Here is a 19,435-nt window from a genome sequence, read left to right on the forward strand (position 1 = left end):
CGCCGGGGAACGGCCCTGGCCAGAAGCGGAGGTTGGGCATCCCAAACAAGTTACGATGACGACCGGTGTTGACGCCTCGTCCCCCCAGACGCAAAGCATGCCGCACTATGAAGCGTCGTACCGGACAAGACCGCAGCGTAACCCGCAACTGGAAACCCGCCACCCAGGCCGTGCGCGGGGGCACCGCCCGTTCCGAATGGGGCGAGACCAGCGAGGCGATGTTCCTCACTTCTGGTTACGCCTATGACTGCGCCGGCGACGCCGCCGCGCGCTTTGCCGGCGAGCAGGCCGGCATGACCTATTCGCGCCTGCAGAATCCGACGGTGGAGATGCTCGAGGAGCGGATCGCGCTGCTCGAGGGCGCCGAGGCCTGCCGCACCATGGCGACCGGCATGGCGGCGATGACCGCCGCGATCCTCTGCCAGGTGAGCGCCGGCGACCATATCGTCCAGGGCCGCGCCGCTTTCGGCTCGTGCCGCTGGCTGACCGACAGCCTGCTTCCCCGCTTCGGCGTCGAGACGACGATCGTCGATGCCCGCGATCCCCAGCAGTTCCAGGATGCGATCCGCCCGAACACCAAGGTGTTCTTCTTCGAGACGCCGGCCAACCCGACGATGGACGTGGTTGACCTCGAGGCGGTCTGCGCGATCGCGCGCAAGCACGGCATCACCACCGTGGTCGACAATGCCTTCGCCACGCCCGCTCTCCAGCGCCCGCTCGAATTCGGCGCGGACGTGGTAGCCTATTCGGCGACCAAGATGATGGACGGGCAGGGCCGCGTGCTCGCCGGCGCCGTCACCGGCTCGTCGCAGTTCATCAACGACGTGCTGCTGCCCTTCACCCGCAATACCGGCCCGACGCTGTCGCCGTTCAACGCCTGGGTGGTGCTCAAGGGCATGGAGACGCTCGACCTGCGCATCCACCGCCAGAGCGAGAATGCCTTGAAGGTCGGCAGCTTCCTCGAGAAGCGCGTGCCCAGGATCAACTTCCCGGCATTGCCCAGCCACCCGCAGCACAATCTGTTCATGCGCCAGATGGCGGCGGCGGGCCCGATCTTCTCGTTCGAGGTCGATGGCGGCCGCAAGCAGGCGCATGCCCTGCTCGATGCGCTCGAGCTGGTCGACATCTCGAACAATATCGGCGACTCGCGCTCGCTGATGACGCATCCGTCCTCGACCACCCATTCGAGCGTCGCCGAGGAGAAGCGCTTGGAGATGGGCGTGACCGAGGGCATGCTGCGGCTCAATGTTGGGCTGGAGGACGCGGAAGACGTGATCGCCGATCTCGACCAGGCGCTGAGGGCCGCCGGATTGTGATGGACGCCTTGTTCACCGATGCGGAGGAAACGCGCGGGATCACCGTGCGCGTGTCGGTGAGCTATCTCCCCGAGCAGAGCGAGCCCGATCGCGGCCGCTGGTTCTGGGCCTATCACATCCGCATCGAGAACAATTCCAGCGTGATGGTGCAGCTGCTGACGCGGCACTGGATCATCACCGACGGACGCGGCGCGCGTCATACCGTGGAGGGCGAAGGCGTGGTCGGCGAGCAGCCGATGATCGCGCCGGGGGCGAGCTTCGACTATGTGTCGGGCTGCCCGCTGACCACGCCCATCGGGAACATGCAGGGCAGTTATCACATGATCGGGGAAGACGGTTCGGCGTTCGACGTCGCGATTCCGAAGTTCGCGCTGACCGCGCCGGCGGTGGCGGAATGAAGCGCACCCATCTCCCGCTGAATGGCCTGCGCGTGCTCGATGCCGCCGCGCGCCACCTGAGCTTCACCCGCGCGGCCGACGAGCTGGCGGTGACCCCTGCCGCGGTCGGCCAGCAGATCCGCGCGCTGGAGGATACGCTGGGCGTCGTCCTGTTCCGCCGCACCACCAAGGGGCTGGAGCTGACCCCCGAGGCCGAGGCCGGCCTGTCGGCATTGCGCGCGGGCTTCCTCCAGTTCGAGGAAAGCGTCCGCGCGATGCAGGCGGGGCAGTCGTCCAAGTCGCTGACCATCGCCGCGCCGCGCGACCTGACCGCGAAGTGGCTGATGCCGCGCCTCGCCGAGATCGCCCGCGTCGACAGCGACCTGCGCTTCGTGCTGGTGCCGGCTGACGACGCACTCGATTTCACCGAGGCCAATCTCGATCTCGCGATCCGCTGGGGCGAAGGCCCGGGCGAGCATGAGGGGGAAGCGCTGGAGAGCGACGGCATGGTCACGATCGAGCGGCCGGGCGGCGGCATCGACGTGCGCATCTCCTGGCCGGGCTGCATGGCCGAGGACGCAGGCTCGCTGGTCCGCGTCGCCGACGCCGGGCTGGCGCTGGAGGCGGCGGCCGAGGGGCTGGGCCGGGCGACCGTGCCCGAACTGCTCGCGCGCAGCGATATCGAATCGGGTCGCGTCGTCGTGGTCGGCGAGCCCAAGAGCTCGAAGCTGGGTTACTGGCTGGTTGCGCCGCTGCCCCAGTGGCGGCAGAAGAAGGTGAAGGCGCTGGTCGACGCGCTGGCGCTGTGAGCCGGCCCGCCGAGCTGGCCGCGCGCGAGACGGTGGTGCTGGAGACGGCGCGTCTCCGCCTGCGCCCGCGTACTCCCGATGATGCCGAGGCGCTGTTCCCGAGCCTCTCCGACGCCGGGCTGATGCATTTCTGGTCGGGCCCGCCGCATGCGAGCGTCGAGCAGACGCGCGCGGACTTCGCGCGAGGGGCGCCCGAATGGCGCTGCTGGGCGATCACCCTGCGGGAGGACGAAACCGCGATCGGCTTCGTCGCCGCGGGCGAGAAGCGCCAGGGCAATGTCTCCGAGATCGGCTATATGCTCGCCCGCCCGCATTGGGGCGGCGGCATCGCCGTCGAGGCGGTGAGCGCCGTGATCGACCGGCTCTTCGCCGAGGGGCAGCGCCGCGTCTTCGCCGATACCGACCCGGAGAACCTGGCCTCGCGCGGGCTGCTCGAGCGGCTGGGCTTCAGGCTCGAAGGCATGCTGCGCGCCGAATGGGAGACCCATATCGGCGTGCGTGACACCGCGCTCTACGGCCTGCTGCGCGACGACTGGCGGCGCGGCTGACCGCTCAGAAGGGCGCGCGCGGCGGCACGTAGGACGCGGGCGGAATGCTCGGCGCCGGCTGGTCCGGCGTGATGTCGAGCCAGGTCAGCCGCCCTTCGCTGGCGCGCGTGCTCATGTTCGAGCCGGTTGCGTCGCCCGCGTCGAACACGAGCGTGAACCGCTCGATGCGGATCTTCCCGTCAGATCCCGGCGGCAGGCGCAGCGGGGCATAGCGCCGCATGGCGACGGTCTTGCGCACCCGGTTGGCCCAGTCCGCCGAAATCTCGGGGGAGCGGCGGACCTCCTCGAGGTCGTGGACGCGGCCATCGGGAGCGACCCGGAAGCGGAAATCCACCCATTCGGGCTCGGAGTCGATCTGCTTGCGGATCGCCGCCTTGGCGCCGTTGCGAAGCGGCACATCCTCATAGACCAGCACGGGTTCGGTGAAGCCGGCATCGCCCAGATTGGCGATCGCCCGGTCCATCGCGTCCCTGCTGCCGGCCAGCCCGGTGAGGCGCGCGCGCAGCACGCGGGCGGCGATGCGGACCTGTTCGAGCTCGGGCTCGGTGGTCCGCTCGATCCGCGCGATCCGTGCCCGCGCGGTGCTGCGGAAGATCGAATCCTGCGATGCGAGGAAGGTGTACATCGCGGCGGAGCGGAGCATCGCGATACCCGCGACCTGCGGTTCGCCTGCCTCGCGCGCCTGTTTCTCGACCCGGCGATAGGTCTCGTCGGCGGCATCGGTGCGGCCGACCAGACGGAAATCGTCCCCGGCCGTCAGGCGCTGGATCAGGACGCGCGTGTCCTTGCCGTCCAGCCCGCCCTTGAGCGTATCGAGCGCATCGACCTGGGCGATGCGGGCCCGGTCCGGGAACCCGTCGAGGTCGGTCATCCGGCCATAGCTGCGTTCGAGATCGGCGACCTCTACCGGATAGTCCTTGCGGTGGCCGCCATTGCGGTCGCGCGCCGCCGCGAGCGTGGCGCGCGCCTTGCGATAATCGCCGGCAAGCAGCTGGTTCTCGGCCAGGGTGATGCTGGCGTCGATATCCTCGGGCGGAGCGCATTTGCGCGCAAGGCATTGCTCGAGCTGGCGGGCCGAATCGGCCAGCCCGTTGCCGGTGACGACGATCGGTGCCGGCGGGTGGCTCCCGCTATTGTCCTGCGCCCAGCATGGTAGCGCCACCAGCAGCGCCATGCCCGCCAGAATGTTTCGCATCGCGCTCTCCCGATCCGCTCGTCGCGCCTTTCGCCGATACGGGAACTTGGCGCGAGGCGGTCCGAAGCGCTAGGGCAGATGCAACCGAGATGGAGGACACCGAGATGCCGCAGAGTCCGTGGAGCCACAGCCGCAGCGCCGGCGTGTCCGACGACATTGATTTCGAGATCAAGGGGCAGGAGCTCCAGTTCGTCGAGATCGAACTCGACCCGGGCGAGAGCGCGGTGGCCGAAGCGGGCGCGATGGTCTGGAAGGACGCATCGGTGGGGATGACCACCGTGTTCGGCGACGGCAGCGGCCAGCAGGGCGGCGGCTTCATGGGTGCGCTGCTCGGCGCCGGCAAGCGGCTGGTCACCGGCGAGAGCCTGTTCACCACCGTCTTCACGCACAATGGCTCGGGCAAGGCGCGCGTGGCGTTCGCCGCACCGGTGCCCGGCGCGATCGTGCCGATGAAACTGGACAGCATCGGCGGCACGCTGATCTGCCAGAAGGACGCGTTCCTCTGCGCCGCCAAGGGCGTGTCGATGGGCATCGCCTTCCAGCGCCGGATCATGACCGGCCTGTTCGGCGGCGAAGGCTTCATCATGCAGAAGCTCGACGGCGATGGCTGGGTGTTCGTCCAGTTCGGCGGCATGGTGGTCGAGCGCGAGCTGGCACCGGGCGAGGAACTGCATGTCGATACCGGCTGCGTCGCCGCCTTCACCCCATCGGTGGAGTTCGACCTGGTCGGCGCGGGCGGCGTGCGCAGCGCGATCTTCGGTGGCGAGGGTCTGTTCTTCGCGCGGCTGCGGGGTCCCGGCAAGGTGTGGATCCAGTCGCTGCCCTTCTCGCGCCTGGCCGGGCGGATGATGGCGGCGGCCTCGTCCTATGGCGGGCAGAATCGCGGCGAGGGATCGGTGCTCGGCGGCCTGGGCGACCTGATCGGAGGCAATCGTTGAGCCGTCCGATCCCCAATCTCAACGATCCCGAGGAACGCCGCGCCTATCGCCGCGAGCTGCTTGGCGTGGCCAAGGGGCTGCGGCGCAGCGGCGTGGCATTGGCTGTGCTGGGTTCGGCGCTGATCCTGGTCAACGCCTATTGGACGCCGATCCCGAACCTCCTCACGCTGGCGGCGATCGTCGGCGGCTTCGCGCTGATGCTGATGGGGATCGGTGCGCGGACGAAATACCACAAGCGCCGGATGCGCGGGGAGATTTAGGGTCGGGGTAGCCATTGTAGTTCCCCGGCTTTCGCCGGGGAACAGTTCAGGCATGCGCCTAAGGCGCCGCCGGCGCGCTCAGCTCCACCGCCTTGCCCATCAGCCCGGCGAAGCGACCCTGCTCGACGTCGCGCTGCAGGTCGTTCCAGCTGCCGGTGACGGCATACCAGTCGCCATTCTGCGCCTGGAGCAGGTAGGTCATGTTCATCACCCCGGGCTCGGAGCCGCCCTTGTAGCCCACCCATTGCCACTTGCCGCGGGCATCCGGGCCGAGGCCGGCATTCTTCGATAGCACCGCGCGCGCATCCGCGCCGGTGGGGCCGTCCGTATTGCGGCGCAGCCAGTCCATCACCCGCACCAGGTCGTTCGGGCTCTCGAACCATTCGAGCGTGTCGATGCGGTTGGGAATCTTCTTCTGGAAGCTGGTCTGGTCGATCAGGATCAGCGGCAGGCCGGCGACTTCGCCGTCGAGCAGCGCGCGGCGTCCGGCTTCGTCCAGCGCGAGATATTTGTCGGCCAGGCCGGGGACGCCCTTCAGCTTGAACATGTCGAGCGTCGACAGGAACGGCCGGTTGCGCGCCGGATCGGCGATGCCGAGCACCGGCAGCATCGCTTCCACCTTTGCCCGGCCCAGCGTCTTGAGCAGCACGTCGGTCGCGCTGTTGTCGCTGATCGAGATCATCTGCGTCGCCAGCTCGCGCAGGCTCACCTGCGTGCCCTTGGGCTGCCGCATATAGCCACCGCTCGGCAGCGGGCTGCCGTCGAGCGTGACGAGATCGTCCCACTTGCGCTCGCCGGCATTGGTCGCGCGGACCAGCTCGGCCAGGATCACCAGCTTGAAGGCGGAGCCGATCGCATAGGGCTTGTCGGCGTTGCGGCCGGCGATCAGCTGCGGCGTGCCGGCGCCGAGCCTGGCGATCGCATAGCCGGTATCGCCGTGCAGCGCGGCGAGCGCGCGCTCGACTTCGGGCAGCGTCTTCTCGGCGGACTCGAAGCCGCGGACGACCAGGCCGGCCACCTGGTGCGGCGCCGCCGGATCGACCGTGAGCTGCATCAGCGCCACGCCCGAGGCGAACTGAACGCGCACCACGCCCTGCCACGGTGTCGCCTGCGCCACGCCCAAGATCGCGCTCGGCTTGCCGTTGCTTGCAATCAGCCGCGCGGTGGTCGCGTCGAACTTGTCCCTGGGCACATTCGCCTGGAAGCCGGGGGCGAAGAACGAAGCATAGTCGCCGGTGCCGTTGAGGATGCCGAGCAGTTCGTCCAGCCGCGCGGTGAAGGCGGGATCGGCCTGGGCCGGCTGGCTGGCCGGTGCGGCGGGCTGCGTCTGCGCGGCTGCGGCGGGCGCGAGCAGCAGGGCGGAGAACGCTAACAGGGCAGGGCGCATGGGGAGCTCTTTCCGATTACAGTTGTAGTCGTATTACTCGCCTAATACACTTGGCGCGAGACTCGTCAACCTTCGTTGCGCAGCCGTCATAGCGCGCAATAATCATGATATCAACATTAATGGGTGTTCTCGTCATCCGGGCGAACGCCGGAATCTCGTGCGGCTCTCGTCCCGCGCCTTCGCCTGAGATCCCGGCTTGCACCGGGATGACGGTCATGGCTCAGGCGTCGATCACTTCCTCGTCGAGCCGCGCCGCATTCTCCTGGATGAAGGCGAAGCGGTGAGCCGGATTATTGCCCATCAGCCGGTCGACCAGGTCCTTCACGCCTGCGCGCTCCTCATATTCCTGGGGCAGGGTGATGCGCAGCAGGCCCCGGGTCGCCGGGTCCATCGTGGTTTCCTTGAGCTGGTTCGGGTTCATCTCGCCGAGACCCTTGAACCGGCTGACCTCGACCTTCTTGCCCTTGAACGCCGTCGATTCGATCTCGAGTCGGTGCGCGTCGTCACGGGCGTAGAGGCTCTTGGAGCCCACGGTCAGGCGGTAGAGCGGCGGCTGGGCGAGGTAGAGATGCCCCTGGCGAACCAGGTCGGGCATTTCCTGGAAGAAGAAGGTCATCAGCAGCGTGGCGATGTGCGCGCCGTCCACGTCTGCGTCGGTCATGATGATGATCCGCTCGTAGCGCAGGTTGCTCGGATCGCAGTCCTTGCGGGTGCCGCAGCCCATGGCGAGGATCAGATCGGCGATTTCCTGGTTGGCCAAAATCTTGGCCGAAGTGGCCGAGGCGACGTTGAGGATCTTGCCGCGGATCGGCAGGATCGCCTGGGTCTTGCGGTCGCGCGCCTGCTTTGCGCTGCCGCCTGCCGAATCGCCCTCGACGATGAACAGCTCGGTGCCGGTGGGATCGTCGGCCGAGCAATCGGTCAGCTTGCCGGGCAGGCGCAGCTTGCGCGCGCTGGTCGCGGTCTTGCGCTTGACCTCGCGCTCCTGCTTGCGGCGCAGGCGGTCGTCCATGCGCTCGAGCACATAGCCGAGCAGCGCCTTGCCGCGGTCCATATTGTCGGTGAGGAAATGGTCGAAATGGTCGCGCACGGCCTTTTCGACCAGGGCCGTCGCCTCGGGCGAGGTCAGCCGGTCCTTGGTCTGCGACTGGAATTGCGGCTCGCGGATGAACACCGAGAGCATCAGCTCGCTGCCGGTCATCACGTCGTCCGCCGTGATGTCCTTGCCCTTCTTCTGGCCGACCAGTTCGGCGAATGCGCGGATCGAGCGGGTCAGCGCCTGGCGCAGGCCCTGCTCGTGCGTGCCGCCATCGGGGGTCGGGATGGTGTTGCAATACCAGCTGTACGAGCCGTCGCTCCACAGCGGCCAGGCGACCGCCCATTCGACCCGGCCGTTATTCTCGCCCGGGAAATCCTGGTTGCCGGCGAAGAAGTCGGCGGTGGCGCATTCGCGGGTGCCGATCTGCTCCTTGAGGTGATCGGCCAGGCCGCCGGGGAACTGGAACACCGCTTCGGGCGGCGTATCGTCGCTGATCAGCTCGGCATCGCACTTCCAGCGGATCTCGACGCCGGCGAACAGATACGCCTTGGAGCGGACCAGCTTGTAGAGCCGGGCCGGCTTGAACAGCATCTCGCCGAAGATCTCGGTATCGGGGATGAAGCTGACCGAGGTGCCGCGCCGGTTGGGCGTGCCGCCGACATGCTCCAGCGGCCCGAGCGTCTTTCCCTGGCTGAAACGCTGGCGATAGAGCTGCTTGTCGCGCGCGACTTCCACCGTGGTGTCGATCGACAGCGCGTTGACCACCGAGATGCCGACGCCGTGCAGGCCGCCCGAGGTCGCATAGGCCTTGCCCGAGAATTTGCCGCCCGAGTGGAGCATCGAGAGAATCACCTCGAGCGCCGACTTGTCGGGGAATTTCGGATGCGGATCGATCGGCATGCCGCGGCCATTGTCGATAATGGTGATGCGGTTGCCGACCTCGAGCGTCACTTCGATGCGATTGGCATGGCCGGCCACGGCCTCGTCCATCGCATTGTCGAGGATCTCGGCGGCAAGGTGATGCAGCGCGCGTTCGTCGGTGCCGCCGATATACATGCCCGGCCGGCGCCGGACCGGCTCCAGTCCCTCAAGGACCTCGATCGAGGAAGCGTCATAGGTTCCGGAGGGCACGCCCGGCGCGGCGAACAGGTCTTCAGCAGCCATGGAGAACGTATAGGGGGTGTACGGTGAGCGGCGCAAGCTAATCGGGGAGGACGCTCAGCCAATACCGTCACCCCGGCCTTGTGCCGGGGTCCACCGGGAGGCGAGCCATGGGCAAGAGGCTTGAGCGACCGTCGGTGCGGCGCTGTGGATCCCGGCACAAGGCCGGGGTGACGAGGGATTTGCCGAAGGGGGTGTCCCTCTACGCGGCCTTCAGTTGCGCGATGAACCGATCGGTCGCCGTCTCCAGCGCCATCGCAGCTTCGGACAGGCCAGTCGCCGCGCTCGAGACGCGGTCGGACAGCGCCTCGGTGTCGCTCGCCACGCTGGCGACGGCGCCGATTCGCTCGGCCATGCGGGTGGCGCCGGCGGCCGTATCGTGCGCGGTCGCCTCGATCATGCCGGCGGCATAGCGCTGGCCGTCGACTTCGCCGCGGATCGCCTCGGCGGCGGCGGCGACTTCGGCGACGGTCGCGGCGATTTCGTCGAGCGCGTCATGCGCCTCGCTCGCGCCGCTCCGGACGGTGCCGGCCAGGTTGCGGATCTCCTCGGTCGCGTGCCCGGTCTGGTTGGCGAGCGCCTTCACTTCGTGCGCCACCACCGCGAAGCCGCGGCCGACATCGCCGGCACGCGCCGCCTCGATCGTCGCGTTGAGCGCGAGCAGGTTGGTGCGCGCCGCGATCTCCTGGATCGATTCGGCGAAGACGGTGATCGTGTTGGTGCGGTCGGCAAGCACACGGACGGCATTTTCGCCCGAGCGCGATACGCCGCGCGCCGCGCCGCTCAGCGTCGCCTGCTGGTCGACGCTGGACGCAATCGCCATGATCGAGGCGCTGAGCCGGCGGACGCCGTCGGCCAGGCCGCCGGCGGTGTCCGATGCCTGGGTGGCGATATGCGCGGTCGCGGCGATCTCGACATTGGCGGTGTGGGCCAGCGTGTTGAGCGCATGCGCCGAGCGATCGAGGTCGGCGGCGGCGCGGGTGACGTCGCGCACCGTCTCGGCGACCGATTCCTGGAAGCCGGTGGCGAGTGCGAGCATCTCGCGCCGGCGCTCGTCGGCGGCGCCGCGCTCGCTGGCCTCGCGCCGCTCGCGCTCGGCGCGCTCGCGCGACTCCGCGGCACGCACGGCGCGCAATGCCGCTTCGGCCTCGTCCCGGCGCGCCGTCGCATCCTCGGCGAAGCGGTCGCTCTGGGCCCGGGCGATCTCCTGACCCTCGATCAGCCGGCAGAGCTGGGTGGTCAGATAGGCGAGCACCGCGAACTGGAGCAGCACCGCCACGGCGTGGAAGATCACCCGCCCGAAATCGCCGCCGCCCTCGAACACCCAGGCGGGCAAGGCGAACTGGAAGATGATGTGGTGCGCGGCGATCAGGCCGCAGGCGAGCGCGATCGGCTTCCAGTCGTAGAGCAGGGTCAGCCCGGCCAGCGCGACGAAGAAATACATGTGCGCGTCCATCTGCCAGGCATGGCCGGTCAGCGCGTAGACGGCGAGCGCGGGCTGGATCGCGGCGAGCGTGCCGACGATCATCCGCGCGGAGGAATCATAGCGGTGGCGCAGCGCGACGATGGTCGGCGCGATATTGGCCGCCGCGCCGAGCAGCAGCGTGATCCATTCGCGCTGGCTGCCGCGCAGCATCAGCCCGAGCACGAACACGACCAGGACGATGGCCCAGCTCGCCACGACGAGCAGCTCGACGCCGCGGCGGCGCAGGCGGTCGATCTCGGTCATGCCGCGGGCCCTCCGCACAGCGCCGGCGGCGCGGCGAGGATCAGCACCGCCTTGCCGCGCAGCGCCACGGCCAGCGCGGCATGCGCGCCGGTGACGACCATGCTGCCGGGCAGCGGGCCGCCGCCGAGCAGCTGCGCGCCGCCGTCGATCGCGCGCACCAGCATCGGGTTCGCGGCGCCGGGAAGCATCGGGACAAGGAGCATCCGCCCCTGGCTCGGCGGCCAGAAGGCGGCGCAGACCAGGGCCAGCCCGACCAGCGCCAGCTGCGCGGCAAGGGCATGGCGGCCGAGCTTTACTCCAAAACGGTTCATTCCCCGCGCCTAGCGCGAAGCCGGTTAGCAACGCGTAAACCACGGCCCGCAAATCCCCGGATATGCGTATTTTTGCGGGCTTCGGGGCGGCGTTCCGAGCCGGCCGGACGGGCCCTTAGCCACCGTTTCGGCCGGATCGTTTCTGGGGCGCACCCAACGGCCATGCTAGGCCTTGCCTGCCGGTTCCAGGGCATGTGCGAGGCCCTTTGGCGCCTCCCGTTCCCTGGCCCGCGCGCCGTCGGGGAACTTGGGGGATCTTGCGATGACGATGGATTGGCAGGTCGAGGGCAGAAACGCAGTCGCGCCCTTCACGTTGAAGCTGCACCGCGGGGAGGGCATGGTCCTGATCGCGATGAACTGGCGGCACGGCGAGCCGCCGCTCGATTTCGTCGGCTTCGCGGTCGAGTATCTCCCGCCCGACGGCGATCGCTTCTACGCGATCAAGAACCGCATCGCCTTTCCCGGCCGCCACAAGCCGAGCGCGGAGGGCGCGCCGCCCGAGCAATATCCGACGACCGAGGCGCCGCTCCAGTCGTTCCGCTGGATCCATTTCCCGCGTATCGCCAATGTCCACGGCCTGTTCACCTACCGGGTCACGCCGCTGTTCATGAACACCGCCGGCGAGCTGTCGCGCGGGCTGGCGCAGGAGGCGCAGATCTCGCTCTATGCCGAAACGTTGCCCGGCAAGATCAACGTCGCCTTCACTCGCGGCTATGTCTCGTCGCAGAGCTTCGTGGACCGATATGGCGGGGCCGAGGGGTTCAAGCAGCTGATCCCGGCCAGGGCGGACGAAGGCAATGATTTCAAGTCGGATCATCCCAAGGCCGAGGACGCCTATGCCTGGATGGGGTTCGAGGCGCGGGCGCGGATCGTCGGCCTGCTCGATGCCGCGATCAAGGACAAGGCGGAGGTGATGGTCGTCGCCTATGAGCTCAACCTGCCCGAGCTGATCGAGCGGCTGGCGAAGATCGGCGAGAGGCTGCGCATCATCCTTGACGACAGCGGCAGCGGCGAGAAGGACAAGGGGCTGCCCCATTCGGCCGAGAGCCGCGCCGCCGCCGTGCTGCTCGCCGCGGGCGCCCAGGTGGTTCGCCAGAAGATGGGCAACCTCCAGCACAACAAGATGATCGTGGTCGATGGGCCGACGGTGCAGCAGGTCGTGCTCGGCTCGACCAACTTCTCGTGGCGCGGCTTCTACGTCCAGGCGAACAACGCGCTGATCGTCACCGGCAAGGCGATCGTCGCCCAGCAGCGCGATGCCTTCGAAGCCTATTGGAGCGGCACCGCGGCCAGTTTCGCCGCCAGCGGTGCGGCGACCTGGCGGCCCTTGCAGGTCGAGGGGCTCGACGCCGAGATCGCGATGAGCCCGCACAATGCCGCGCGCTCGACCCAGAAGAGCATCGGCCAGGCGATCGACGGCGCCCAGTCGAGCCTGTTCTACTCGCTCGCCTTCCTCAGCCAGACCAGCGGGGATGTGACCAAGGCAATCCTCAAGGCGACCGGACGCAGCGACCTGTTCGTCTACGGCATCGCCAATGCGCCGGTGGGCGAGACCGAGGAGATGCAGCTGATGCAGCCCGACGGCAATCCCGCCTCGGTCTCCCCGGCCGCGCTCACCAAGGGCGTGCCCGAGCCCTTCCACAGCGAGGCGAGCGGCGGTGGCGGCATCAAGATGCACCACAAGTTCGTGGTGATCGATTTCAACAAGCCGAGCGCGCGGGTCTATACCGGCAGCTACAATTTCTCCTACCCGGCCGACATGGAGAATGGCGAGAATCTGGTGGTGATCCGCGATCCGCGCTTTGCCACCAGCTACATGGTCGAGGCGCTGCGCATCTTCGACGCCTATCAATACCGCCTCGCCGCCAAGGACCAGCAGGCCCATGGCAAGCGCAAGGAACTGAAGATCCCGCCCACCGACGGCACGCCGCCCTGGTGGAAGAAATTCTACACGGTACCGGTCAAGATCCGCGACCGCGAGCTGTTCGCCTGACGCTAGACGCAACGCCATTCAGGCTGCGACAGCTGGCAGTTCCCCGGCGAAGGCCGGGGCCCAGTTGCAATGTCGTTCGAGGGGCTACTGAGCCGTCGTCAGTGCATCGAACCTGGACCCCGGCTTTCGCCGGGGAACAGGGAGAACGGAATGCCGATACGGCTTAGCGGACGCGCGGGCCGCCAAAGGGCAGCGGCGGCGGCGGGCGACGGTCGCGGCGGGGCAGTTGCGCCTGATAGGCATGGCCGCAATGCTCGACGCAGTACGGGAAGCCCGGATTCACCTTGTCGCCGCAGAAGTGGAAGTCCGGCTCGCCCGGATGGCCGAGCGGCCACTTGCAGATCTTGTCGCTCAGATCGAGCAGGCTGGTCTTGCCCGCGATCGCGTCGCTCGGCTTGGCCGGCACCAGGCGGCGCGGCGGGGCCGGCGAGATCGGCGGAGCCTGCTCGCCCGGATTCTGGCGGACGAAACCACCGGGGCCGACCGAGCGGAGGACCGGGCCTTCGCGCTTGGGCGCAGCGGGCTCGGCCGAGTCGTCACCGGCCGATTCGGGCGCCGGCGCGGGTGCGGCGGCACGCGGTGCGGGGGCCGGAGCCGGCGTGGGGGCGGGCGCAGGTGCTGCGGCGCGCGGCGCGGGCGCCGGCTTGGGCTCGGCCGCGGCCTTGGGCTCGTTGGGCTTCACGGGCGAGGGACGCGACGGCAGGCCCAGGCGGTGCGCCTTGCCGATCACGGCATTGCGACTCACCCCGCCAAGCTCCTCGGCGATCTGGGTTGCGGTCAGGCCGCTGTCCCACATCTTCTTCAGCGTATCGATCCGCTCTTCGGTCCAGCTCAAAACTTCTCTTCCTTCACCTTGCCGTCGGCTCGTGCAGCGGTTACGCGAACGCGCGATGAGCAGCCAGCCTGAATTCGGTCAACAGCTCCCCGAGCCCGGCGTTCCGGTTATCCGCAACGTCAACTGGGGAGGTTTGCGCACCCTCTATATCAAGGAGGTGCGTCGTTTCTTCAAGGTGCAGCTCCAGACGATCTGGGCACCGGCGGTCACGACGCTGCTGTTCCTGGTGATTTTCACCGTCGCGCTCGGCGGCGGCGGGCGGATGGTGAGCGTCCAGCACCACGAGATTCACTTCGCCGAATTCATCGCGCCCGGCCTGATCGTGATGGGCATGCTGCAGAACGCGTTCGCCAACGCCAGCTTCTCGCTGCTCGTCGGCAAGATCCAGGGCACGATCGTCGACTATCTGATGCCGCCGCTCTCGACGCTGGAGATGTTGACCGCGCTGGCCGGCGGCGCCGTCACCCGCGCCTTCTGCGTCGGCGGCACGGTCTGGCTCGCGATGGCCTTGTGGGGCGTCGATGTCTGGCCGCAGCATCTATGGGCGGTGCTGTGGTTCGGCTTCCTCGGCTCGCTGTTCCTGTCGCTGATGGGCGTGATGACCTCGATCTGGGCGGAGAAGTTCGATCACGCCGCGGCGGTGACCAACTTCGTCGTCGCCCCGCTCGCCCTGCTCTCGGGCACCTTCTACTCGGTCGAGCGGCTGGCCCCGACCTTCCAGGCGATCAGCCACGCCAACCCGTTCTTCTACATCATCTCGGGCTTCCGCTACGGCTTCATCGGCGTCGCCGATTCGCCGATCCTCGTCGGCAGCCTGGTGATCCTCGGCCTCGACATCGCGCTGGGCTTCGCCTGCTACGCGCTGCTGCGCCGCGGCTGGAAGATCAAGAACTGAGGGCTGGCGCGTAGTGCGCTCCTCTCCATCGTCATCCCCGCGAAGGCGGGGATCCATTGGCGCTGAACTCGGATGGGACCGCAGCGCCAGCCTGAATGGATTCCCGCCTTCGCGGGAATGACGGTTTTGGCGTTTGCGGTTGTGCCGATAACGCCCCGGCATGCCCTTCGCCCAAACGATTATTGACCTCTCCCGGCCACCCCACGTAAACACCCGCCTCGGGCGGTCCCGATAGGCCGCCCTTTGTCGTTTCTGGAGTCTCGTTTCGAGCTTTTCCTAGAGGAGTATGTTCCCATGACTATCACCCCGCTCATGCCCGTTTACCCGCGGTGCGCTGTGCGGCCGGTGCGAGGCGAGGGGGTGTATCTCTATGGCGAGCGCGGCGAGCAGTATCTGGACTTCGCCGCGGGCATCGCGGTCAACGCGCTCGGCCATGGCCATCCGCACCTGACCAAGGTGCTGCAGGACCAGGTCGCCACGCTGATGCATGTGTCGAACCTCTACGGCTCGCCCCAGGGCGAGGCGCTGGCCCAGCGGATCATCGACGTCAGCTTCGCCGACACGGTGTTCTTCACCAATTCGGGGGTCGAGGCGATCGAGTGCGCGATCAAGACCGCGCGCCGCTATCACTATGTCAACGGCAACCCGCAGCGCCACAAGCTGATCACCTTCAAGAACGCCTTCCATGGCCGTTCGATCGGCGCGATCTCCGCGACCGACCAGCCCAAGATGCGCGACGGCTTCGAGCCGCTGCTGCCGGGCTTCGACTATGTGAAGTTCAACGATCTGGAGGGCGCGCTCGCCAAGATCGATGGCGAGACCGCCGGCTTCCTGGTCGAGACGGTGCAGGGCGAAGGCGGCATGACCGCGGGCACCCCGGAATTCATCCAGGGCCTGCGCAAGGCGTGCGACGAGCATGGCCTGCTGCTCATCCTCGACGAGATCCAGTGCGGCTATGGCCGCACCGGCAAGATGTGGGCCTATGAGCATTACGGCATCACGCCGGACATCATGACCGTCGCCAAGGGCATCGGTGGCGGTTTCCCGCTCGGCGCCTGCCTGGCGACCGAGGAAGCGGCCAAGGGCATGGTGATCGGCACGCACGGCTCCACCTATGGCGGCAACCCGCTCGCCATGGCGGCCGGCCAGGCGGTGCTCGACGTGATGCTCGAGCCCGACTTCCTGCCGCATGTCGAGAAGATGGGCGACCGCCTGCGCCAGGCGTTCGAGCAGATGATCCCCAATCACGATCACCTGTTCGAGGAGATCCGCGGCAAGGGCCTGATGCTCGGCATCAAGATGAAGGACTCGGTGGTCAGCCGCGATTTCGTGGCGCATCTGCGCGACAATCACGGGCTGCTGACCGTCGCCGCCGGCGAGAACGTGTTCCGCGTGCTGCCGCCGCTGGTGATCAACGAGGACCATATTGCCGAGTGCATCGAGCGCCTGAGCGAAGGCGCGCGTTCGTTCGCCCCGCCGAGCGATGACTGAAGAACCATTCCTCCCCGAGCTTGTCTCGGGGAGGGGGACCATGCGTAGCATGGTGGAGGGGCGCCGCGCAGCGGCGTGGATATGGAGCGGCCTTCCGCGCCTTCGGCGCAGCCCCTCCACCACCGGCCTTCGGCCGGCGGTCCCCCTCCCCCAGGCGAGCTGGGGGAGGATTTGAATATGACCCGCCATTTCCTTGATCTGTCCGACGCCGGCACCGCCGGCATCCAGGCGATGCTCGACGATGCGATCGCCCGCAAGCAGGCGCGCGCCGGCTGGCCCAAGGGCAAGGTCGATGCCGACGCCCCGCTCGCCGGCCACGTCCTCGCGATGGTGTTCGAGAAGAACTCGACCCGGACCCGCGTCTCGTTCGACATGGCGATCCGCCAATTGGGCGGCACCTCGATCGTGATGGACGCCGGCAGCATGCAGCTCGGCCGCGGCGAGACGATCGCCGATACCGCGCGCATCCTCTCGGGCTATTGCGATGCGATCATGATCCGCACCGACGATCACCAGAAGGTGGTCGACATGGCGAAATACGCCTCGGTGCCGGTGATCAACGGCCTCACCGATGCCTCGCACCCCTGCCAGATCATGGCGGACATGGAGACGATCCTCGAGGCCGGCTTCGCGCTGCCGGGGCTCAAGGTCGCCTGGCTGGGCGACGGCAACAACGTCCTCGCCTCGATCATGGAGGCCGGCGGGCTGATGGGCTTCGACGTGGTCGCCGCCTGCCCGCAGGGCTATCAGCCGTCGGACGAGGACGTGGCGCGCGGCCAGGGCCGGGCGAAGGTGGTCGGCACGCCGCAGGAAGCGGTGGAGGGCGCCGACATCATCGTCACCGATACCTGGATCTCGATGGGCCAGGCCCATGCCGAGACCAAGCTCGCCGCGATGATGCCCTTCCAGGTGACCGAGGCGCTGATGGCCGCCGCCAAGCCGAACGCGAAGTTCCTCCACTGCCTGCCAGCCCACCGCGGCGAGGAAGTGGTCGACGCGGTGATCGACGGGCCCCAGTCGCTGATCTGGCAGGAAGCGGAGAACCGCCTCCATGCGCAGAAGGCGGTCTTGCGCTGGTGCTTCGGCCAGATCGGCTGAGGTGCTGGCCGTGACCGCGATCCGGATCACGGCCGCGCTTCTGCTGGTGGCGCAGCTTGTCCGCTGGGCCTGGTTCCTGCTCGGCGGGGTGCCGCTGGCGCGGGCGCTGGCCCATATCGAGTTCAACTGGGACGGTGGTGCGCTGGCGCCGCTGACGGTGCTCGTGCTGACGCGTTTCGATCGCCGTGGAAGCTGGGTGCAGCGGCTGGGGATCTGGCTTGTCCTGCTCAGTTCTGCCTGCTCGCTGGTCGTCTGGGTGACGCGGCCCGACTATATCCCGAACTATCCGGAGATCGACGACCGCGTCCTGATCGGCGCCGGCGCGTGGCTGCTGAGCATCCTCGCGCTGGCGGTCGGCGTGGCGCTGGTGAGCGGCGATTGGTTGACGCGGTTCATGCACCGCGAGCGCGGGCAGGCCGGCTGAGTTGCTTCGGCGCCGCGGCGCCCTACATAGCGCGCAACTTTCCGAAAATACGTGCCACATGCGGCATCCCGGCCTATGCGCCGGGCAGCGAGGATTTCGACGTGACCAACACCGCCCCCACCACCGACCTCGATCGCGCGGTCGGCTTCACCATTCCGGCCCGCCACACCCGTGGCCGCGTCACGCGGCTGGGGCCGGCGCTGGACGAGATCCTGGCGGCGCATGCCTATCCTCCGGTGATCGAGCGGCTGCTGGCCGAGGCGCTGACGCTCGCCGCGCTGCTCGGCTCGACGCTCAAGGACGCGCAGGGCCAGTTGACCCTCCAGGCGCAGACCCAGGGCGGAATCGTCAACCTCTTGGTGTGCGATTACAAGAATGGCGACCTGCGCGGCTATGTGCAGTTCGATTCCCTCCGCTTGTCCCAACTGGGCAAAAATCCGTCGCTCTTCGCCCTGTTCAACAAGGGGCATCTGGCGGTGACCTTCGACCAGCCGGCCACCAATGAGCGCTACCAGGGCATCGTGCCGCTCGACACCGCTTCGCTGGCCGAGGCCGCGCAGAGCTATTTCCTCCAGTCCGAGCAGATCCCGACCGTGGTCCGCCTGGGTGCCCAGCGTGACAAGACCAGCGGCCAGTGGGTCGCGGGCGGCCTGTTCCTCCAGCATCTGCCGGAAGGCGAAGCCGGGCGCGAGCGCCTGCATGCGCGCATGGATCATCCCGAGTGGGAGCATGTCGAGGCGCTCGGCATGACCATGGGAGTGGACGAGCTCGCCGATCCGGCGATCCCGCTCGAGTCCCTGGTGTGGCGGCTGTTCAACGAGGAGGAAGAGGTGCGCATCCTCTCCGATTCGACGCTCGCCAACAATTGCCGCTGCGATGGGGACTACATCACCCAGGTGCTCTCCAAGTTCCCCGAGGAGGAACGCGCGGAAATGGCTGACGAGAACGGCGTGATCACCGTCGACTGCGCATTCTGCTCCAGCAAGTTCTCGATTCACCTCAGCGATTTCGTTCCACCGGCGTTGTAATTCGCTGCAACACCGCCATATCGGTGCGAAGGGCGCGGGCCTTCGGGGCCGTGACGGGAGGACCTTGTGATGTTGTTCAGGCGTATGATGTGCGCGGCACTTGCCGGCGCGTCACTGTTGATGGTCGGGGATGGCTCGGCGGTGGCGCATCGCGCCGCAACCCAGTCGGTCCTGACGCAGATCGAGCGCGGCCAGTGGCTGCTCAAGGAACGGCTCGGCACCGAGCGCAAGGTCTGCTTCACCAATCCGAACAGCTTCATCCAGATCGCTCATGGTCCGGCACCGTGCGAGCAGTTCGTCGTCAGCCAGGACACGCACCAGGCGACGGTGGTCTATACCTGCACCGGCCGCGGCAAGGGCCGCACCACGGTAACCGTTGAGACGCCGCGGCTGGTCCGCATCGAAACCCAGGGCGTGCTGGATGGTGCACCCTTCGAGCAGGAATATGAAGGGCGTCGCGCGCCCGGCAGCTGCGGCTGAACCGGGCTTAACGCTTCTTTCACAGCTACCGGGCTACCGTGGCATCGCTCCTCGTGAGCACTTTCCTCTCTGGCATGGGTTTTCCCAATAAACTGGGCCGCTCTCGGGCGGCCCATTTTGC

The 19,435-nt window shown here is 67.9% G+C and carries 19 protein-coding genes; 13 read left to right on the forward strand and 6 right to left on the reverse strand.

The features are described 5' to 3' along the window. Positions 1 to 107 precede the first annotated feature (107 nt). Genes AC1RJ5_RS18200 through AC1RJ5_RS18215 form a run of 4 tightly spaced genes read left to right on the forward strand, consistent with a single transcriptional unit; the run spans position 108 to position 3,050 of the window. Complete coding sequence (locus AC1RJ5_RS18200; RefSeq protein ID WP_493114912.1) at positions 108 to 1,316, forward strand: trans-sulfuration enzyme family protein; 1,209 nt, start codon at positions 108 to 110, stop codon at positions 1,314 to 1,316. Further along, positions 1,316 to 1,714: a Co2+/Mg2+ efflux protein ApaG gene (gene apaG / locus AC1RJ5_RS18205; protein WP_184169032.1), complete on the forward strand. Its 399-nt coding sequence runs from the start codon at positions 1,316 to 1,318 to the stop codon at positions 1,712 to 1,714. The genes AC1RJ5_RS18200 and apaG overlap by 1 nt, the downstream gene beginning before the upstream one ends. Further along, positions 1,711 to 2,502: a LysR family transcriptional regulator gene (locus tag AC1RJ5_RS18210; RefSeq protein WP_269572729.1), complete on the forward strand. Its 792-nt coding sequence runs from the start codon at positions 1,711 to 1,713 to the stop codon at positions 2,500 to 2,502. Before apaG ends, AC1RJ5_RS18210 begins: the two co-directional genes overlap by 4 nt. Next, the gene (locus AC1RJ5_RS18215) at positions 2,499 to 3,050 is read left to right on the forward strand and encodes a GNAT family N-acetyltransferase (RefSeq protein ID WP_342251638.1); all 552 of its coding nucleotides are present in this window, start codon (positions 2,499 to 2,501) and stop codon (positions 3,048 to 3,050) included. The genes AC1RJ5_RS18210 and AC1RJ5_RS18215 overlap by 4 nt, the downstream gene beginning before the upstream one ends. 4 nt (positions 3,051 to 3,054) lie before the next feature. Here the strand turns inward: AC1RJ5_RS18215 and AC1RJ5_RS18220 are convergent, their stop codons facing one another. Further along, complete coding sequence (locus AC1RJ5_RS18220) at positions 3,055 to 4,245, reverse strand: hypothetical protein (protein ID WP_493114915.1); 1,191 nt, start codon at positions 4,243 to 4,245, stop codon at positions 3,055 to 3,057. A gap of 104 nt (positions 4,246 to 4,349) precedes the next feature. Here AC1RJ5_RS18220 and AC1RJ5_RS18225 point away from each other — a divergent pair, with 104 nt between their 5' ends. Both AC1RJ5_RS18225 and AC1RJ5_RS18230 read left to right on the forward strand, forming a co-directional pair. Further along, positions 4,350 to 5,183: a TIGR00266 family protein gene (locus tag AC1RJ5_RS18225; protein WP_269572726.1), complete on the forward strand. Its 834-nt coding sequence runs from the start codon at positions 4,350 to 4,352 to the stop codon at positions 5,181 to 5,183. Then, entirely contained in the window at positions 5,180 to 5,443 is a 264-nt protein-coding gene (locus AC1RJ5_RS18230) for a hypothetical protein (protein WP_184169028.1), read from the forward strand. The genes AC1RJ5_RS18225 and AC1RJ5_RS18230 overlap by 4 nt, the downstream gene beginning before the upstream one ends. 58 nt (positions 5,444 to 5,501) lie before the next feature. Here the strand turns inward: AC1RJ5_RS18230 and AC1RJ5_RS18235 are convergent, their stop codons facing one another. The 4 genes from AC1RJ5_RS18235 to AC1RJ5_RS18250 form a co-directional block, all read right to left on the reverse strand. Then, positions 5,502 to 6,830, reverse strand: coding sequence for a serine hydrolase (locus AC1RJ5_RS18235; protein WP_493114918.1), 1,329 nt, complete (start codon positions 6,828 to 6,830; stop codon positions 5,502 to 5,504). 220 nt (positions 6,831 to 7,050) lie between these two features. Continuing rightward, positions 7,051 to 9,033 carry a DNA topoisomerase IV subunit B gene (parE, locus tag AC1RJ5_RS18240; RefSeq protein WP_493114920.1) on the reverse strand — a complete coding sequence of 661 codons (1,983 nt, stop codon included), beginning with the start codon at positions 9,031 to 9,033 and terminating at the stop codon, positions 7,051 to 7,053. A gap of 199 nt (positions 9,034 to 9,232) precedes the next feature. Further along, positions 9,233 to 10,759 (reverse strand): methyl-accepting chemotaxis protein, encoded by a 1,527-nt coding sequence (locus AC1RJ5_RS18245; protein WP_493114922.1) that lies wholly within the window; start codon positions 10,757 to 10,759, stop codon positions 9,233 to 9,235. Further along, positions 10,756 to 11,070, reverse strand: a complete 315-nt coding sequence (locus AC1RJ5_RS18250) for a hypothetical protein (protein WP_493114924.1) — start codon at positions 11,068 to 11,070, stop codon at positions 10,756 to 10,758. Before AC1RJ5_RS18250 ends, AC1RJ5_RS18245 begins: the two co-directional genes overlap by 4 nt. A gap of 262 nt (positions 11,071 to 11,332) precedes the next feature. Here AC1RJ5_RS18250 and AC1RJ5_RS18255 point away from each other — a divergent pair, with 262 nt between their 5' ends. After that, positions 11,333 to 13,063: a phospholipase D-like domain-containing protein gene (locus tag AC1RJ5_RS18255; protein ID WP_493114926.1), complete on the forward strand. Its 1,731-nt coding sequence runs from the start codon at positions 11,333 to 11,335 to the stop codon at positions 13,061 to 13,063. A gap of 163 nt (positions 13,064 to 13,226) precedes the next feature. Here the strand turns inward: AC1RJ5_RS18255 and AC1RJ5_RS18260 are convergent, their stop codons facing one another. Further along, positions 13,227 to 13,898: a GcrA family cell cycle regulator gene (locus AC1RJ5_RS18260; protein ID WP_184169023.1), complete on the reverse strand. Its 672-nt coding sequence runs from the start codon at positions 13,896 to 13,898 to the stop codon at positions 13,227 to 13,229. Between the two features lie 55 nt (positions 13,899 to 13,953). Here AC1RJ5_RS18260 and AC1RJ5_RS18265 point away from each other — a divergent pair, with 55 nt between their 5' ends. The 6 genes from AC1RJ5_RS18265 (at position 13,954) to AC1RJ5_RS18290 (ending at position 19,314) form a co-directional block, all read left to right on the forward strand. Beyond that, the gene (locus AC1RJ5_RS18265; protein WP_269572720.1) at positions 13,954 to 14,793 is read left to right on the forward strand and encodes an ABC transporter permease; all 840 of its coding nucleotides are present in this window, start codon (positions 13,954 to 13,956) and stop codon (positions 14,791 to 14,793) included. 294 nt (positions 14,794 to 15,087) lie between these two features. Continuing rightward, entirely contained in the window at positions 15,088 to 16,284 is a 1,197-nt protein-coding gene (locus AC1RJ5_RS18270) for an aspartate aminotransferase family protein (protein WP_269572719.1), read from the forward strand. A 177-nt stretch (positions 16,285 to 16,461) separates the two neighbouring features. Continuing rightward, on the forward strand, positions 16,462 to 17,382 hold the full coding sequence (gene argF, locus AC1RJ5_RS18275; RefSeq protein WP_493114929.1) for an ornithine carbamoyltransferase: 921 nt from the start codon (positions 16,462 to 16,464) through the stop codon (positions 17,380 to 17,382). A gap of 1 nt (position 17,383) precedes the next feature. Then, positions 17,384 to 17,806: a hypothetical protein gene (locus tag AC1RJ5_RS18280; RefSeq protein WP_493114931.1), complete on the forward strand. Its 423-nt coding sequence runs from the start codon at positions 17,384 to 17,386 to the stop codon at positions 17,804 to 17,806. 101 nt (positions 17,807 to 17,907) lie between these two features. After that, positions 17,908 to 18,834, forward strand: a complete 927-nt coding sequence (locus AC1RJ5_RS18285; protein WP_342250779.1) for an Hsp33 family molecular chaperone HslO — start codon at positions 17,908 to 17,910, stop codon at positions 18,832 to 18,834. 69 nt (positions 18,835 to 18,903) lie between these two features. After that, positions 18,904 to 19,314, forward strand: coding sequence for a hypothetical protein (locus AC1RJ5_RS18290; protein WP_342250778.1), 411 nt, complete (start codon positions 18,904 to 18,906; stop codon positions 19,312 to 19,314). The last annotated feature ends 121 nt before the right edge of the window (positions 19,315 to 19,435 follow it).

This window comes from Sphingomonas sp. GW822-FHT03G08, assembly GCF_058801135.1.